This is a genomic window from Sporofaciens sp. JLR.KK001, assembly GCF_036941055.1.
GTDB lineage: Bacteria > Bacillota > Clostridia > Lachnospirales > Lachnospiraceae > Sporofaciens.
Map to the genome: position 1 here is coordinate 142,209 of NZ_JAYMNO010000001.1, position 15,926 is coordinate 158,134.

The 15,926-nt window shown below is 43.0% G+C and carries 20 protein-coding genes; 8 read left to right on the forward strand and 12 right to left on the reverse strand.

What is annotated here, in order from left to right; genetic code table 11:
* Window positions 1-373: 373 nt before the first annotated feature.
* Window positions 374-1,351: a glycosyltransferase family 8 protein gene (locus VSQ62_RS00765; protein WP_334632653.1), complete on the reverse strand. Its 978-nt coding sequence runs from the start codon at window positions 1,349-1,351 to the stop codon at window positions 374-376.
* A gap of 210 nt (window positions 1,352-1,561) precedes the next feature.
* On the opposite strand from VSQ62_RS00765, the gene VSQ62_RS00770 reads away from it, so the two are divergent.
* Entirely contained in the window at window positions 1,562-1,984 is a 423-nt protein-coding gene (locus VSQ62_RS00770; protein WP_334632654.1) for a helix-turn-helix domain-containing protein, read from the forward strand.
* 37 nt (window positions 1,985-2,021) lie between these two features.
* Here the strand turns inward: VSQ62_RS00770 and VSQ62_RS00775 are convergent, their stop codons facing one another.
* The 10 genes from VSQ62_RS00775 to VSQ62_RS00820 form a co-directional block, all read right to left on the reverse strand.
* On the reverse strand, window positions 2,022-2,264 hold the full coding sequence (locus VSQ62_RS00775; protein ID WP_334632655.1) for a hypothetical protein: 243 nt from the start codon (window positions 2,262-2,264) through the stop codon (window positions 2,022-2,024).
* Window positions 2,265-2,535: 271 nt separating this feature from the next.
* Window positions 2,536-2,730 (reverse strand): hypothetical protein, encoded by a 195-nt coding sequence (locus tag VSQ62_RS00780; RefSeq protein WP_334632656.1) that lies wholly within the window; start codon window positions 2,728-2,730, stop codon window positions 2,536-2,538.
* 40 nt (window positions 2,731-2,770) lie between these two features.
* A complete protein-coding gene (locus VSQ62_RS00785) occupies window positions 2,771-3,079 on the reverse strand; it encodes a hypothetical protein (RefSeq protein ID WP_334632657.1) in 309 nt (102 codons plus the stop codon).
* A gap of 21 nt (window positions 3,080-3,100) precedes the next feature.
* Entirely contained in the window at window positions 3,101-3,292 is a 192-nt protein-coding gene (locus tag VSQ62_RS00790) for a hypothetical protein (protein ID WP_334632658.1), read from the reverse strand.
* A 21-nt stretch (window positions 3,293-3,313) separates the two neighbouring features.
* Window positions 3,314-3,793 carry a J domain-containing protein gene (locus VSQ62_RS00795; RefSeq protein WP_334632659.1) on the reverse strand — a complete coding sequence of 160 codons (480 nt, stop codon included), beginning with the start codon at window positions 3,791-3,793 and terminating at the stop codon, window positions 3,314-3,316.
* A gap of 158 nt (window positions 3,794-3,951) precedes the next feature.
* The gene (locus VSQ62_RS00800) at window positions 3,952-4,479 is read right to left on the reverse strand and encodes a hypothetical protein (RefSeq protein WP_334632660.1); all 528 of its coding nucleotides are present in this window, start codon (window positions 4,477-4,479) and stop codon (window positions 3,952-3,954) included.
* Window positions 4,480-4,675: 196 nt separating this feature from the next.
* Window positions 4,676-5,245 carry a recombinase family protein gene (locus VSQ62_RS00805; protein ID WP_334632661.1) on the reverse strand — a complete coding sequence of 190 codons (570 nt, stop codon included), beginning with the start codon at window positions 5,243-5,245 and terminating at the stop codon, window positions 4,676-4,678.
* Between the two features lie 225 nt (window positions 5,246-5,470).
* Entirely contained in the window at window positions 5,471-6,652 is a 1,182-nt protein-coding gene (locus VSQ62_RS00810) for a tyrosine-type recombinase/integrase (RefSeq protein WP_334632662.1), read from the reverse strand.
* 198 nt (window positions 6,653-6,850) lie between these two features.
* Window positions 6,851-7,393, reverse strand: a complete 543-nt coding sequence (locus tag VSQ62_RS00815; RefSeq protein ID WP_334632663.1) for an NADH peroxidase — start codon at window positions 7,391-7,393, stop codon at window positions 6,851-6,853.
* A gap of 99 nt (window positions 7,394-7,492) precedes the next feature.
* Window positions 7,493-7,915, reverse strand: coding sequence for a Fur family transcriptional regulator (locus VSQ62_RS00820; protein ID WP_334632665.1), 423 nt, complete (start codon window positions 7,913-7,915; stop codon window positions 7,493-7,495).
* Between the two features lie 272 nt (window positions 7,916-8,187).
* Between VSQ62_RS00820 and VSQ62_RS00825 the strand changes: the two genes are divergently transcribed.
* Both VSQ62_RS00825 and VSQ62_RS00830 read left to right on the forward strand, forming a co-directional pair.
* A complete protein-coding gene (locus VSQ62_RS00825; protein ID WP_334632666.1) occupies window positions 8,188-9,090 on the forward strand; it encodes a C40 family peptidase in 903 nt (300 codons plus the stop codon).
* A gap of 338 nt (window positions 9,091-9,428) precedes the next feature.
* Complete coding sequence (locus tag VSQ62_RS00830) at window positions 9,429-9,656, forward strand: DUF1858 domain-containing protein (protein ID WP_502957704.1); 228 nt, start codon at window positions 9,429-9,431, stop codon at window positions 9,654-9,656.
* A gap of 90 nt (window positions 9,657-9,746) precedes the next feature.
* Here VSQ62_RS00830 and VSQ62_RS00835 read toward each other — a convergent pair whose 3' ends face one another.
* Window positions 9,747-10,481, reverse strand: a complete 735-nt coding sequence (locus VSQ62_RS00835) for an adaptor protein MecA (protein ID WP_334632667.1) — start codon at window positions 10,479-10,481, stop codon at window positions 9,747-9,749.
* 448 nt (window positions 10,482-10,929) lie between these two features.
* On the opposite strand from VSQ62_RS00835, the gene VSQ62_RS00840 reads away from it, so the two are divergent.
* The 5 genes from VSQ62_RS00840 to upp all read left to right on the forward strand — a co-directional run bounded on the left by VSQ62_RS00840 (window position 10,930) and on the right by upp (window position 15,926).
* On the forward strand, window positions 10,930-11,145 hold the full coding sequence (locus tag VSQ62_RS00840; protein WP_334632668.1) for a hypothetical protein: 216 nt from the start codon (window positions 10,930-10,932) through the stop codon (window positions 11,143-11,145).
* A 113-nt stretch (window positions 11,146-11,258) separates the two neighbouring features.
* The gene (locus VSQ62_RS00845) at window positions 11,259-13,448 is read left to right on the forward strand and encodes a glycosyl hydrolase family 18 protein (protein ID WP_334632669.1); all 2,190 of its coding nucleotides are present in this window, start codon (window positions 11,259-11,261) and stop codon (window positions 13,446-13,448) included.
* A gap of 70 nt (window positions 13,449-13,518) precedes the next feature.
* Window positions 13,519-14,199: an N-acetylmuramoyl-L-alanine amidase family protein gene (locus tag VSQ62_RS00850; protein WP_334632670.1), complete on the forward strand. Its 681-nt coding sequence runs from the start codon at window positions 13,519-13,521 to the stop codon at window positions 14,197-14,199.
* 11 nt (window positions 14,200-14,210) lie between these two features.
* Entirely contained in the window at window positions 14,211-15,278 is a 1,068-nt protein-coding gene (locus VSQ62_RS00855) for an L-threonylcarbamoyladenylate synthase (RefSeq protein WP_334632671.1), read from the forward strand.
* Between the two features lie 18 nt (window positions 15,279-15,296).
* Window positions 15,297-15,926 carry a uracil phosphoribosyltransferase gene (gene upp, locus VSQ62_RS00860; protein WP_334632672.1) on the forward strand — a complete coding sequence of 210 codons (630 nt, stop codon included), beginning with the start codon at window positions 15,297-15,299 and terminating at the stop codon, window positions 15,924-15,926.

Here is a 15,926-nt window from a genome sequence, read left to right on the forward strand (position 1 = left end):
TTGTAGACTGCTGTAATCTGGAATCTACTCTATCTAACAAAAAACAGGAACAAGAACAATGAGACTTTTTATGTCGGTTGTATCTGGATACTGCGGAAATCCAAATGTCGATTAAACAGACATCCGAACTGCTATGGAAAATAGCAGAAGTGTGTCACGTTGATTGCTTTATCTGAATGTTATTTTAAATTAGGAATCGGCTGAGGGTTCAGCCAATTGATAAGAGCTACTACAAATAACTTACAATAGCTTACAAACGAAAAGAGGTACGCCGCTAAAACGTACCCCTTGTAGGGTTATATTACATTTTTATTTCATTACTAATTTTATTATACTTATTAAGTAGATACTTAGCCGCTACCCGTTTGTAATCTTAAAATCCTATTTTATCCAAAATGGTGTTTGCCATGATGGCGTATTCATGCCATAAATAAAAATATCCTGCTTGTCCATTTTTTAATTCATTCATGGAATGTAATTGTTCTTTTTTCTGGAACCTTTCTGTAAAAATGGGATATGTACCGTTCCATGGTTTAAAGGCTGTTCCTGCGAAGTGAAGAATTGCAGGAGAATAATTAGGTTTTTCATTCATTCTGTCATAATACCAAAGACAGAAATTATAAGGCATATACCATAAATTCCGTATTTCAGGAAAACCATAATATCGTACATCACCTACAAATGTTGCAGATAGAAGTCCTTGGTCTCCCCAATAGATATTATGGTTATCATCTCCAAAGAGTTCTCGGAGCTTTAGAGATAAATATTGATAATCCGCTAACGTTCTTTCATCTTTCCTCATCTTGTCCAAATTCATCATGTATGAACCTGAATTAAAAATTCCTCTCAGGATTCCAGGAAGTCCTTCTTTCCAATCCCCTAAGTCATCCGCACTAAATAGTTCCAGATTTCCATTATATGGCTTATACCTTGAACCCGTCACCACAAGGCTTTTTCCTTGAAAATCATAATGATAATATGGAGCGATATCACCGACTATCAGAGTGTCGCCTGCGTCAAGGTATAAAACCCTGTCAATTTCATCAGGCAGAAGCAAATGAGCGCATAAAGAATAATATGCTTCGCCAGTCCATCCAGTTCCATATTCAGCCAATTCTGAATAGACCTCTGCATGTGGCACTAAAATCTCATGAAAATGAATCTTACAATTCTCCAGTTCCTCACATAGAGCTTCTAACATTTCTATGTTATTCCGACTGACATGGCTGTGGAGAAAAAAGAAATCAATGTCTGCGTCCTTTAGATTATGCGCCATTGCTGTAAGTCCTACCGCTACATAGGGCACTAAATTATTATCACAAGATGTCATGATATTGTATTGTTTTCTCATGTTTGTGTTCCTCTCTTTTCTTTAGAATATAAATATTACGTGGCTTTAATCGAAAATCTGTTCTGTTCTCATTTTTGTACATTTATCCTTTATATATAAATGTAACAATATGCGACATTTAGTATTCTACAACATAATTCTTATTTTGTTAATACCAAACACATACTTTTTTATAATTGATACAATATGAAAATAAAACGAGGTGAATATATGCCGCAAAATAGAATCAGCTTAAAACTCTTGGAACTTCGGCAACAGCATAATTTGACACAGAAGCAATTATGTGAGAATTTAAACATAAGTCGTTCAGTTTATTCATATTTTGAATGTGGTCGAAGGATACCCGATATAGATACTCTTTTAATGTTTGCAGAATACTATAAGGTTTCATTAGATGAATTGGTGGTCGGTTCTTCTACTGAAATAGATGCTTCTGTTAAAGATACATCTGCCTATGATTTAGGGATTTCCCTTGTGCGTCACCTTCAATCAAAACATATTCCGATTGAGAACATTATGGAATTGTCAAAAGCGGATTTTGATTTTTTAACTGATTACAAGAAACTGACAGCGGAAAATCAGGCAGAACTGAACTATTTAATGAATTATAAAATAAGAAAGCAATCTGAATAGCTGACCTCTTACCAGAAGAAAGTAAGAGGTCTACTTTTTATAACCAACATTCAGCAAGTAATTTTGCAAGATATCTCATGCCTAACTTAAATCCCTCATGCTGTGAAGTCAAGGCAACAGAAAACATAGCGTCTTGCAGTGTTTCCAATTCATCAACGCTTAATTTGTCCTCAAATGGTTTAGAAAGTCGGATCACTTCCTCGATAACACGTTCCTCCATATGTACCACTTCTTTCTCGTGTCTAACGACATTCTCATAGATTTTCAATAATTCGCTCATGCGTTTGTCCTCTCTTTCCTTGTTTGATAATCCCAAAATGTCAGAACATGAATCAGTTCGTACATTTGTTCGTATTTCAGTTCTTTCCAGTCTGACAGGTTATAAAGTTCCGCTAGTAGAAAATCAAAGAATCTTTTTTCAATACCTTTCTGGCGAATCAAATTGCATAAAATCTTATACTGGCATTGTGTGTACCCGTCTGATACTGGCTTATTTTCAGTCGTTCGTAAATTCTGGTAAATTAAATCTTTATTGTCGTAATTGAGCAATTTCATAAGTCTACCGCCTTTCCCCATATTTCCTCACATTCTGAATAGCAAGGGCAATAACTGCAAAAATCAAAATCACATTCGCCGACTGCATAGCCGCCGTAACCTACGATAGGAACACACGTTGATAGATAATCACTGCAATTACGGCAACAGGAACAATACTCCCCTACTGCCTGACCCTGAAAATAACACATAGTAACACTTCCTTTCTGGCAAAAAATAAAGCCTAACGGTTTAGCAATAGGTCTTATCAACAGTTTCATAAGGAAAACAATTTCCGTAAAATCTCCATTTTCCGTCACATTCGGCAAACGTCATATAAGTTGTCTTAAGTCGTCGGTCGATATCGTAAACATGGCTGTGTGGCTCTCCAACTTGCAGATAACCATATGACATTGCTCTTGGCGGCATTACGTTCATAAAGTAATCCACAAGGTTTTCTTCCACAATATCCCCTTTGCGGAGATAATCATAAATGCTTGTCCTGCCTGTACGGTCAGCAAAATCTGTCCATCCGTTTAAAGTTTTGATTTCTGTACTCATAACAAAATCCTCTCTTTCTTATTAATATACGTGCTTCATCACGTCCAGAATGATTGCGCTGTGGCTGTCTGCTTCAATATTCACTCGTCTTGTGCCGCCGCCCTTAAATGTTATCTGCGCTGTGTTGTCATCAATCAAAGACAAACCGATAATGTCAAGATTTGCAGATACAAGGGTCAATTCAAAAATGCTTATGAAATCAGATTTGCTCATACTTTCTCACACTCCTTTCTTTTAATCTAATGCAAACTGTTTGGACTTGCTGTGTACCGTCTGACTGCCATACTTCATGCGAATTTCAGCAAGTGACACTTCTTTTTTGTGATATCGTTTGTACTCGCCAAAATGCCAGCACCAACATTTTTTCTTTGGTGCAAACTTAAAACCAACACTTTTTAGTAATTGCCGATACTCGTAACCGCCATGAATCCATATCCAAGTTCCAATGATTTCGATATCTGCATTAATATGAATAATGTCGTTGATAACGCTCTTAAACGCTTCATTTTCGGCTTCTGTATCGTAGGTGGAAGATTCGCCATCCGACTGCTTTTCTTTGCTCAAAATGGCGTATAATCTGTCGTATTCTGCGTTGATTTCCTGCGTGGCTTCAACACTGCCGCCGTCATTGTCGGGGTGGTATTTCTTCAGTAACTCTCTGTACTGTTTCCGTAATTCCTCAACCGTTCTTACTTCTTTAAACCATTTGTTCATTTGTCCTTGCTCCTTTTGTCTGTGTAAAAATGAGTAATAAAAAAAGACAGTTTAACGACTTGTCTGGGTCGTACTATCGTACGATATTAAATAATAAAATGTGTTTGTATCGTGACTAGATGTCTGTCAAAATTATACTCAAAATTAGCCTGCCAACTTTATGAAACCCTTGCTATATAAGCATTTGCGCACTCTTCACGATAATACACCCCCTCCTTTCTCTCCCTATGCAACAATGCTGTCAATGCTTCTTCTGAATGTGGCTTATACTGCATTAAGACGGTTTCGGGATAAAGAGATACAGAACGTACATGATTACAATGTGCCGCATAATCTAAAGGGTACACATTACCTGTAATAGAATCCTGCGTGTCGCTTGTAATCTCAATCACAAATGCAAGAACTGACTCTGTAGTCTGCTCTGCATAATAATTGAATGTGATATGTTCGCTTGTTTCCTTTAAGAACACATTTCTTTCAAGCAGACACCATGTACCATGGGTACGGCATAACCAGATAAAAGTTTTCTCCTGATGTTCCTGCCTGACTGCCGCTCTCCGTAAAGTCTCCTTATCAATCTCAAAATCAGACTGATAATAGCGTGTGTGTTTTTCTACAACCTTTTTCATGAAATCCAGGATGTCTACGTTGCTAAATTTTGTGTTACTTTTGATTCTTCTTGCCATAATGAATAGCTCCTTTCTTTTTCTGATTTGTTTTTTGGGCAAATAAAATAGAGCCTGTTTTCCGACTGGCTCTAAAGTCGTTGAAGATTATCAGCCGCATAGAAGGACGGTGCGGTATGCAACTCCATTTCGTTTTTAAAGGTATTGAGTAGGTTACCTCGGAAAAATTATATAAAATTTCTCCTATACTGGCGTTCTATGCTACTGTGCGTTTTCTTTTTTCTCGAATAAGCGTTGATTTACTGATTCCAGTAAGTTCTTCTACTTGTTTATAAGAATGGTTTTCTAGTAGCTCCAAAGCATGATTGATTTTCTTACTGCTGTACTTCGGCGGTCTGCCCTCTCTGAAATCTTCTCTCTGCTTGGCGATAGCCTTACCGCCCTGTGTACGCTCAATAATCATAGCTCTTTCAAATTCTGCGAATGCTAATAGGTTTGTGACTATCAGCCGTCCCATAGGAGTATTTTCTATCAACCCCATATTCAGGATATGTATTTTTACGCCCTTATTCATAAGGCGGTCGATATACTCTAACCCCTCTTTTGTAGAACGGCAAAAGCGGTCTAGCTTGGTTACAACGACATAATCATCTTCCTGTGCCTGCTCTAATATCTTATTGAATAGCGGTCGTTCCTTTGCTCCAGAATAACTCTCAACAACAATTTCAGCGTCAGCATAAAGATTCTGAATTGCTGTAGACTGTTCCTCAATGCTGTTTCCGTCTAACTGTCCTTTGGTGCTTACTCGTGCATATCCGTATTTCATGATGTATCGCTCCTTTGCTTAATTTAGTTGTGGTACTTTTGACCATAAGAAATGACACCGCTCTAAGCCGCATTTTTCCGTTGTCAGTGAAACGGTGTCAAAACTTTTAAGTTATGACTATATGTCGAAACTATCCGTAAAATGGCATAAAAAAAGAACGGTACAAACCGCTCCAACCCTTGCTATTACGCTATTTCATACTATTTAAGTTAGCTCTCAAAATGTCTACACCCTGCTTAGAATTACCCAGATAATACTTCTGTGTAACATTGCTGAAGCGTGCCCCATTTGATTACATAAGATGTGCATGGGTGTATTCATCAAAGCAAGCCTTGTCCCGTAAGTGTGCCTTAGATAATGATATTTAAAAATAATACCGTGCTGTGCTTTTATCTTCTGTGTATGGTACTTCATAGAATTGACGGTCTGTATCTTTCCTTCATCCAATGAATTGACAAGTTCCAGACTGGATATCGTCTCTTTCCCCATATCGGAAAGCATTGTCTGATTCTGCTCCCTTTGCTCTGTCAACTCTACCATGATTTTATCTCTGTGCCGCTTTAAAGATAGAAGATACTCTTTTAGTGGTGTAGCCATGACAATATCACGTCTGGCATTTCTAGTCTTTAAAGATACTAACTTGATTACGCCCTTCTGGTACTGCATTTGTCGGTCTATTTTGATGATATCATTGTCAAAATCAACATTGCACCATTTTAATCCATAACATTCATTGATACGCAAGCCGCAATACTTCCCCAACATAAAAGCTGTTTCAGCATTGGTATCTTTGAAGTATTCCGATAATGTTATCATCTGTTCATCCGAAAAGGTGACAATATCGGTATCTTCATCAATTTTCATTTTTGGCATATGGATTTTGGTGTCCTTATTCTTACAGAGTTTGTCGTACTGCTCTGCATTTAGATAATTACGAGAATAAGCCTGACCGAAGATAAGATAAAATATTTTCAGAAATGATTCTGTATAGCTGTACGCCCTGTTTTGGGTGTAATACAGTTCTGCAAGATAATCATTGATTTCAGCGACAGAAATATCATCTACATAACGTTTACCGAACTTAGTTTTAATATGGTTATTCCATAGGCTGTCTTGTTTAACGATAGTAGCATACGCCTTTCCTGCTCTCCCGAACTCACAATATTCATCATAGACCTCACTAACCTTTTTTCTTGGTCGTTTTAGTTGTGGGGCGGCGGCATTAATTTTTTCATTCATAATAGCTTGTTGACGTGCTTTGACGGCAGACGATTTTGTTTTAAAGGGATTGCCGAACTCGTCTTTTACTTTCTTACTTTCTCTTGATTTGCCGTCAATCCTGATAGCATAACGATATCCCCAATATCCGTTATCAAGTTGGAATACTCCTGTGTCATTTTTTCTCATGTTGACCTCCTTGTTATGACAGGATAAGTCCCAACTTTTTCAAGTCCCAATTCTAGGAAGAATATTTCCAGATTAATATGGAAGTCCCAAATTTGTCCCAAACCAGACAACGGGAATCCCCCATTTTAAAGTAAAAAAAGAGGACAGACAACAATTTGTCCATCCTCTTAAAAACTCTTATATTACGCGTTTTTTCTCTTAGCCGAAGTATCTCTTAAGAAGTCCCTCGAAAGCCTTACCATGTCTAGCCTCGTCTCTTGCCATCTCATGAACTGTATCGTGGATCGCATCAAGGTTCGCAGCCTTAGCTCTCTTAGCCAGATCAAACTTACCAGCTGTTGCGCCGTTCTCAGCGTCAACTCTCATCTCAAGATTCTTCTTGGTGCTGTCTGTTACAACTTCGCCAAGCAGTTCAGCAAACTTAGCAGCGTGCTCTGCCTCTTCGTAAGCAGCCTTCTCCCAGTATAAACCGATCTCTGGATATCCTTCTCTATGAGCAACTCTGGCCATTGCAAGATACATACCAACCTCTGAGCACTCGCCCTCGAAGTTCGCACGAAGATCAGCAACGATGTCCTCGCTGACACCCTTCGCTACGCCGACAACGTGCTCTGCAGCCCATGTCTTCTCGCCGGCCTGCTCTTTGAACTTATCTGCTCCAACGCCGCATACAGGACATTTCTCCGGTGCTGCATCTCCCTCGTGAACATAGCCGCATACTGTACATACAAATTTTTTCATAGCAAATCTCTCCTTTTCTTATTCAAATAATATATTCAATATCAGTAATAGTTACTAATATTAAATTAACATAAGTAAAGCAAATTGTCAATGATTATTTTATCTCATTTTGGGATTTTTATCCAGACAATTTTTTTTCAGACAATTTTTACAGGTTCCATAGAACAGAATTGTGTGTGAGTCAACGGTCCCGTCAAAATGCTGTCCGGCAAGGTCATTAATGGATTGGATGTGCTGTTCATCCAGTTCCAGGTCGTATACTCTTTTGCAATCTCTGCAGATCACATGGTAATGAGGATCGGTTCTGCCGTCAAAGCGGTCGCCGCCGTCGGGAGTAGAGATCTTGATGGCTTCCCCAGTATCTGCTAGCAGATTCAGATTACGGTATACCGTACCGAGGCTGATGTTCGGAAATGCTTCTCTTATATGAAGATACACCGTATCAGCAGTGGGATGCTCTGTGGTATGACATAGATACTCTTTGATAGCAGCGCGCTGCCGGCTGTATTTTAAATTAGCCATCTGTGTGTCCCTCCTAAATAATGATAATAGTTATTAAAATTATTATAGAATGACCTGTGCCATCTGTCAACGAATAATTTTAAAATGTAACAATTTGTAATAAATATAATTGCAGGTTGTGTATTATTTTTATATATAATCATATAATATGACGAAAATATTATGTATAAACAGGGTTGACACTGGAAAAAACGATGATATAATAATAGCGTAACATATGTAACAATTCTGTAATATTTACAAAAGATAAGAAAACATAAAGGAGGGAGTTTATGGATTCTATTCTTAAAAAAGGATTGTTCCTAGTTACTACAGCAGGAGCTATAACAGCATTTCCGGCTACGGCATATGCTATTGATACAGACACCGAAGACGTAATGCCGCAGACGGGGATCGAAGAGGTACTGAATAACTGCTACGTCGCAGACAAAGAGATCGAGGTAGAAGATTATCTGGTGCCGACAGAGAAGGGTGAGTATTTAGATATGGCGTTTGCCGATGTCCAGTCGTTTCTCTATATCAGAAGCGAGCCGACGACGGACAGTGAGTGGGTGGGAAAGTTATATCCCGATTATGCCGCGAAGATTCTTGGACCGGTAGGAGAGTGGACGAAGGTTGAGTCCGGCGAAGTGACTGGCTACGTGTATTCCGAATACATTATAATAGGAAACAGCGCAGAGCAGAAGGCACAGGAAATGGTGCAGGAGTCAGAAAATGATAGTCCGGAAGAGGTGTTTACTTACGCCGAGTCCAAGGAAGAGGAGGAGGCCAGGATTGCTGCAGAGGCGGCGGAAGCAGCGGCGCGAGCCCAGGAAGAGGCGGCGGCGAAGGCCGGAACGGGACAGGCGATCGTAGATTATGCCTGCCAGTTTATCGGCAACCCTTATGTGTGGGGTGGGACAAGCCTGACGAACGGAGCGGATTGTTCAGGGTTTGTTCAGTCGGTATTCGCACATTTCGGCATCAGCCTTCCGCGTACTACATGGGATATGGAGAATGTGGGAACTCCTGTCAGCTATGATCAGGCGATCCCAGGCGACATTATTCTCTATAACGGACATGTAGGCATCTATATGGGAAACGGACAGATCGTGAATGCGATCAACAGTTCAAGAGGAATCGGGATCTTACCTGCCACTTACACGAGTATCGTTACTGTCAGAAGATTAGTGTAATGTACAAAATGTTCAAAAATGTAAAAATATGTAAAAAAATGGAAAATATAATTTTCCAAGTTTTCCACAATAAAATAGCCAAAAAAGGTGGAAAAATAAGTGTTTTCAAGTTTTATCCACATTTTCCACATTAAAAGTGGCGAATTTGGTGGATTACTCGGGATAAAGAAAAGAACGAACGTTTTGTGTAGATATCATAAAAATGGATTTTTGTCGAAAAAAAGAGAAAAACAGGTTGACATTTAAGTATTCAAATATTGAGAAGAAATTCATAGAAAATGTTTACACAATGATAAAAAGCGATTATAATGGAAACACTGAAGAGAAAAGGAGGCGTTATGATGGCATATGTTTCTAAAGATATGACATTTGGTCAGCTGTTGGAAGAGTATTATGAGAAGTGCCCGAAGATCGTAGAAGTATTGATGGAAGCCGGGATGGGATGTATCGGATGTCCGCATTCCCAGATGGAGTCTATAGAGGACGGTGCAATGGGGCATGGTATAGACCCGGATCTGTTGCTCGAGAAGCTGAATGCGACGATCGGTGCAGCATTGAATGCTTAAAGTAAGATAAAAAGCGGGGCAGTCAGGAGATTCCTTATACTCCTGACTGCCCCGTCTTTTAACCCTTTCGGGCGTTCTTTATCGTGCATATTATACTTGAGCAAGCTTCTGAACCGCATCCGTAGACAGGATCATCTCGCAATGTTCTTCGAGAAATGCCAGAATCGCGCCTGAAGAGGTCTCCAGGGAACCGTATTCTGACAGCATATTGCAGATACGGTTAAAGTCATTGATCGTGTGCTCCGACTGAGTCATCGCCAGAATATACACGTCTTCCTCGCGGTCTTTATACAAGGTGTTGGAACCTGAATAAATAGTGCTTAGCAGTCTTGCCGCCTTTAAAACGCTGTTCATCGTTGGGAATGAGAACAGGCGCAGAACATTCTTGGGCTGCTCCGCAGGGGTATCTTCTTTTCCGTCCGATGCAATGGAATTACTGAACTTTTCCTTTACTTTGTCGAGTAATTCAAGTAATGTATCGGCGCCTTCCAGCTTGCTCGGGGGTTCCTTCTTCGGAGAATCCCAGTCCCCGCCGGGTGACGGTGCAAATTTTGAAAAGCGTGTATCGAGTTCTTCGGGATCCTCGACCTTGGTAATTATCAGCACAATTGAATCCGAAGAAGCCGGAATTGCTTCAATCATCAAGGGCAGGTCTTCTGCCTCGAATCCGAATTCAAAGGCTGCTTGTTGCATCATGTCTCGGAAAAGTGACTTAGCTTTCTCGGTTCCGTAGGCCAGTTCGCTTAGCTGAAGATGTCGGGCAGCTAGATCGGCACGAGTCAGGGTGCAGCGAATCTGATTGTCGTTCAATTTTTCAATCTTCATAGTCATCACTTCCTTCCTACTGTAGTATAGCATAGAAAACCTTGAATGTTCAATAAAATAAGTCATAAAATAAGTATTAATTTAAAAAAGTGCTTGCGCAGAGATATTTTATCGGCTATAATAACAATAACTAGAAGATAGTTTTCCCGGGTAACTACGTTCTTAGAACAAAGGAGGGAGAATTTCTTACATTTATTTTATAGCATTTCTTAGATATGAATCTATGAACCTATCAGCAACGAATCAGAGAAATATCAGAAAGAAGCCGTTTCAGGCAGATTTTCACATGAACTGTTAATGTAGTATTAGAGTGTCAGGACTATCTTCTATATGAATTTATTATTGTAGCTGCGGCGTATAAGGAATATTGTGTCACGGCATCTCCTTTTCTTAAATGATATGCAATCGCAGCCGTAGTTATCCTCTGACATGGAGCAGGAGGTCAGACGTGGAGGATGCAACCCGTTTACAGAAGATGTTTAATGAATTGACAGGGTACGAGAAGAAGCAGATAGACCTTAAGATAAATGGGATACCGGCAAGTCCCATGCAGATCGTCAGGGCGCACGGCGTGCATGAGGAAGCGGTGTATATGAGAGACTATGTACTGAATGAGGAAGGCGATATTAAAGCATTGTGGTTCAACAGCATTAATAGTAACTGATAACCAGATATTGGAAATACCCCGTATTCTATGTAAAAAACCAGAAAATGTCGAAATAAGTAATGACGAGTGTCGCGGGTTTTGTTATAATAGGGTCGAGTAGGAGGTGCAGCATGGAACAAAAAGACAGAAGGAGCCGCACAACTTCAGACCGCAAATGGAACACAGAGGCGACAAGCGCAGGGAGCGCGGGAGAGGCCGGAAGGAAACCGGGTCAGACTCCGCAGATGCGTCGGATAAGAGATACAGAATCCAGCAGAACGACGATATCAGGCAGTCCGAGGATGGATGGAACGGAAGGCAGGAGACGTCAGGTGTCCGGGAAGCCAAGACAGGAAGAGACGGAAGGCAGGAGACGTCAGGTACCGGGAAGTTCCGGTTTAGAAGGGAGCAGAAGCCAGGCAGCAGCGGCCAGGAGACGGCAGGAAAGGCCGGGAGCCCAGGATCAGCAGAAGGAAGCCGGCAGAAGGAAGCAGCCAGGCCAGGGCGCAAGAAACCCCGGCCCGCAGAGAAGCGGTATGAATCGGCCGCCGGCGAGGAAGCAGCAGTCCAGGCGGAAGAGAAAGAGGAATCTTATCATCAAGGCAGCGCTGATCGTGATACTGGTGATCGCAGCAGTTGTAGGTGCATTCTTATGGAAGAGATACAGTCCTTCTAAGAAAGAATATGATTTGAAGAAATATTATGGGATTGAGAATGAAGGACAGCTTGCGGTCATTGTAGATAATCAGGTTGCGGAACCGCACGGGATGATAGCGGACGGCAAGGCGTATGTTCAATACGAGATCGTAAGAGATTATATTAACGATCGGTTTTACTGGGATCCGAATGAGAATGTTCTCCTGTATACACTCCCGAAGGATATGGTTACCGTAGAGGTTGGAAGTAAGGATTATTCTGTGTCCAAAGAGAAGAAGAGCGAAGACTACGTCATTCTGAAAACAGAAGGAAGCACAGCATATATCGCATTGGATTTTATCCAGCAATATACGAATATTGAATATGAACTGTACAATGAACCGAATCGCGTGATGATCGTCAGCGATTGGGGTGAAACGACCGTAGCTGCGGTGAAGAAGAATACACAGATACGCTATCAGGGCGGAGTGAAGAGCCCGATTCTGTCCCAGGTGAAGAAGAAGGACGAGGTTACGGTGATAGAGAGCGAGGAGAACTGGAAGAAGGTCCGCACGAAAGATGGATTTATCGGATATATCAAGAACAGTGCGCTCAGAAAAGAAGAGAAGAAGGTAGTTTCCAGAGCCTTTGACGAACAGGAATTTACCAGCATCCAGAAGGAATACACGATCAACATGGCATGGCACAACGTGACCAACACAGACGCGAATAACAGCGTGCTGCAGAGGATTGCAGAGAGTAAGGGTCTTACGACAATTGCGCCGACATGGTTCCACGTGAAGGATACGGATGGTAATATGGATTCCATCGCGTCCTCGGATTATGTCAATTATGCACATCAGTCTAACATTGAGGTGTGGGCGGCGATCCGGGATTTCGACGGAGGAATCAATTCTTATGAAGAGTCCTATGAACTGCTTCGGTTTACATCCAAGAGGGAGAATCTGATCAATCAGTTGATCTCAGAGGCTCTGCGTGTGGGTGTTGATGGGATCAATGTGGATTTCGAGAAGATTTCCGACGAATGCGGAGAGCATTATATACAGTTTATCCGTGAATTGTCGGTAAGGTGCCGGCAGAACGGGATCGTATTGTCCATTGATAATTATGTTCCAAAGGGCTACAATATGCAGTATAACCGTAAGGAGCAGGGAATTGTGGCTGATTATATCATCATTATGGGCTATGATGAGCATTATGCAGGTTCGCCTGTGGCAGGTCCGGTATCCTCGTATAATTTCGTTAAGGAAGGAATCGAGGAGACCTTGAAAGAAGTACCTGCGAACAAGGTGATCAGCGGCATACCATTCTTCACCAGGTTATGGGAGGAAGTGCCTAAGACAGAAGAGGAACTGGCCAATCAGGCAGGTACAGAAGAAGCACAGTATACCACGAAGGTTACCAGCCAGGCATTCGATATGAATACTGCCAAGGCGAAGCTTGCGGAAGCAGGCATTGAGACGACCTGGGATGAGAATGCACAGCAGAATTACGCGACCTGGGTTGTGGAGAGCGCGACCTTTGAGATGTGGTTAGAGGATGAGCGGTCCATTGAGCCGAAACTCAAGCTCATGAAGGATAACAAGCTTGCCGGAACGGCGGCATGGGCATTGGGCTATGAGAACGGAGAGATATGGAATCTGATCCAGAAATATGTAAATTAGAAGGATTCATCACATATAAATACCTTCTGCAGTCATATATTGGATATATAGACTGTCAGGAGGTATTTTCTTGCGTAAAAAAGTTGAATTGATCCTTTTGATTCTGCTGCTTGCCGGGTTGGTGGCCGTCAGCAGGAATCTGGGGGAATATGTTTCAAGCGGTAAGGTGAAGCTGACTAAGAAGACGGTAGTCATAGATCCCGGACACGGCGGCGCCGATCCTGGTAAGATCGGAATAAATGACGCGAAAGAGAAAGATATCAATCTCCAGGTTGCCAAAAGAGTTAAGAAGCTGTTGGAGGATAAGGGAGTAAAGGTGATCATGACAAGAGAAAAGGATCAGATGCTTTCAGAGGGAAGTACGGGAAGCAAGAAGGTGCAGGATATGAAGGAGCGGGTGAAGCTGATCAACGATACGGCGCCTGATCTTGCGGTCAGCATCCATCAGAACAGCTACAGCGGAGAGGAAGTACACGGAGCACAGGTATTCTACTATACGCATTCGGCAGATGGGGAGAAGCTTGCAGAGATTATGCAGAAGGCGCTGCTGTCCGTAGATAGAGACAACCATCGCAAGGCGAAGGCAGACAGTACCTATTATCTTCTGCGGCGGACGGAAGTTCCGACGATTATTGTAGAATGCGGGTTTTTAAGCAATTATGAGGAGGCGGAGAAGCTGGTTGATGAGAAATATCAAAAACAGCTCGCAAAAGCGATCGTGAAGGGAATCGAATCTTGTCTGGCTGATTAGAGTGTAGTATAATGGAATCTATGAAGACGATAGTAGAACAGATTGATTTCAGACAAATGAACATGGATATAATCACAAGAGCCGGAGAGATCCTGAGAGCCGGCGGTCTGGTGGCATTCCCGACTGAGACGGTCTATGGACTTGGTGCGGATGCGCTGAATGAACAGGCGGCGAAGAAGATCTATGCCGCCAAGGGAAGGCCGTCGGACAATCCGCTGATCGTGCATATTGCAGATATGGAAGCGATCGGGCGGATTGCAGAAGCCGTTCCCGAGAAGGCGAGGGCCGCCGCGGAGGCATTCTGGCCGGGGCCGCTCACCATGATATTCCAGAAGACCGGGGAAGTACCGATGGGAACGACAGGGGGGCTTAACACTGTGGCGGTCCGTATGCCCGATCATAATGCGGCAAGGGCGCTGATCCGTGCGGGCGGCGGCTATATCGCCGCGCCCAGTGCGAATACTTCCGGCCGTCCGAGTCCGACGACGGCACAGCATGTGGAGGAGGATCTGAATGGAAAGATAGATATGATCTTAGACGGAGGAGCTGTTGAGATCGGCGTGGAGTCGACGATCCTGGATATGACGGCAAAGCCGCCCATGATCTTAAGACCGGGGGCGGTTACCAGGGAGATGTTGGAGGAACTGATCGGGGAAGTGGCGGTGGACAAGACTGTAATAGATGCCGGCAGCCATGCGGCGCCCAAGGCGCCGGGGATGAAGTACCGCCACTATGCACCGAAGGCAGAGCTGACGGTAGTAGAGGGAAGCATCTCCCGGACAGTAGATGAGATCATCCGCCTGACCGGGGAGAAGATTGCCGAAGGCTTCAAGGTAGGCATTATTGCTACCGAAGAGACTGTTGGAAGATACAGCATGGGAGAGGTGAAGTGTATCGGGGCCAGGGGGGAAGAAGAAACTATCGCCAGCCGTCTGTATGGAATACTGAGGGAATTCGACGGCATCGGGATCGACTATATATACAGTGAAGCTTTCGGAAGGGAAGGAATCGGCAGCGCAGTCATGAACCGCCTGCTGAAGGCAGCGGGGCAGCGCATAATAGACGCCGGCGGCAAATAATCGAGAAGGAGAGAAGAGATGTCTAAGATACAAGTTATGGATCATCCGTTGATCCGTCATAAGATAACCTATATCCGTCAGGAGAAGGTGGGCTCAAAGGAATTCCGTGAGATCGTAAGTGAGATTGCGGCGCTGATGTGTTACGAGGCTTCCAGGGATCTGAAGCTTGAGAAGGTGAAGATCAGGACTCCGATCTGTGAGACATACGGGGAGGAACTTAGCGGCAAGAAGCTTGCGGTTGTGCCGATTTTAAGGGCAGGACTGGGGATGGTGGACGGGATCCTTAAGATGATTCCGGCGGCGAAGGTGGGCCATATCGGGCTGTACCGTGACCCTGAGACGTATGAGCCTGTAGAGTATTACTGCAAATTGCCGGCGGATTGTAATGAGCGTGAAGTGTTCGTGGTGGATCCGATGCTGGCGACCGGCGGGTCCAGTGCAGCGGCGATCCAGATGCTGAAGGACAAGGGTGTGAAGTATATCCGGTTCCTGTGTATCATTGCCGCGCCGGAGGGCGTGGAGAGGATGAAAGCAGAGCATCCGGATGTAGATCTGTATATCGGAGCGCTGGACGACCATCTCAACGAGCACAAGTATATAGTCCCGGGGCTTGGAGATGCCGGCGACCGCATTTTCGGGACGAAATAA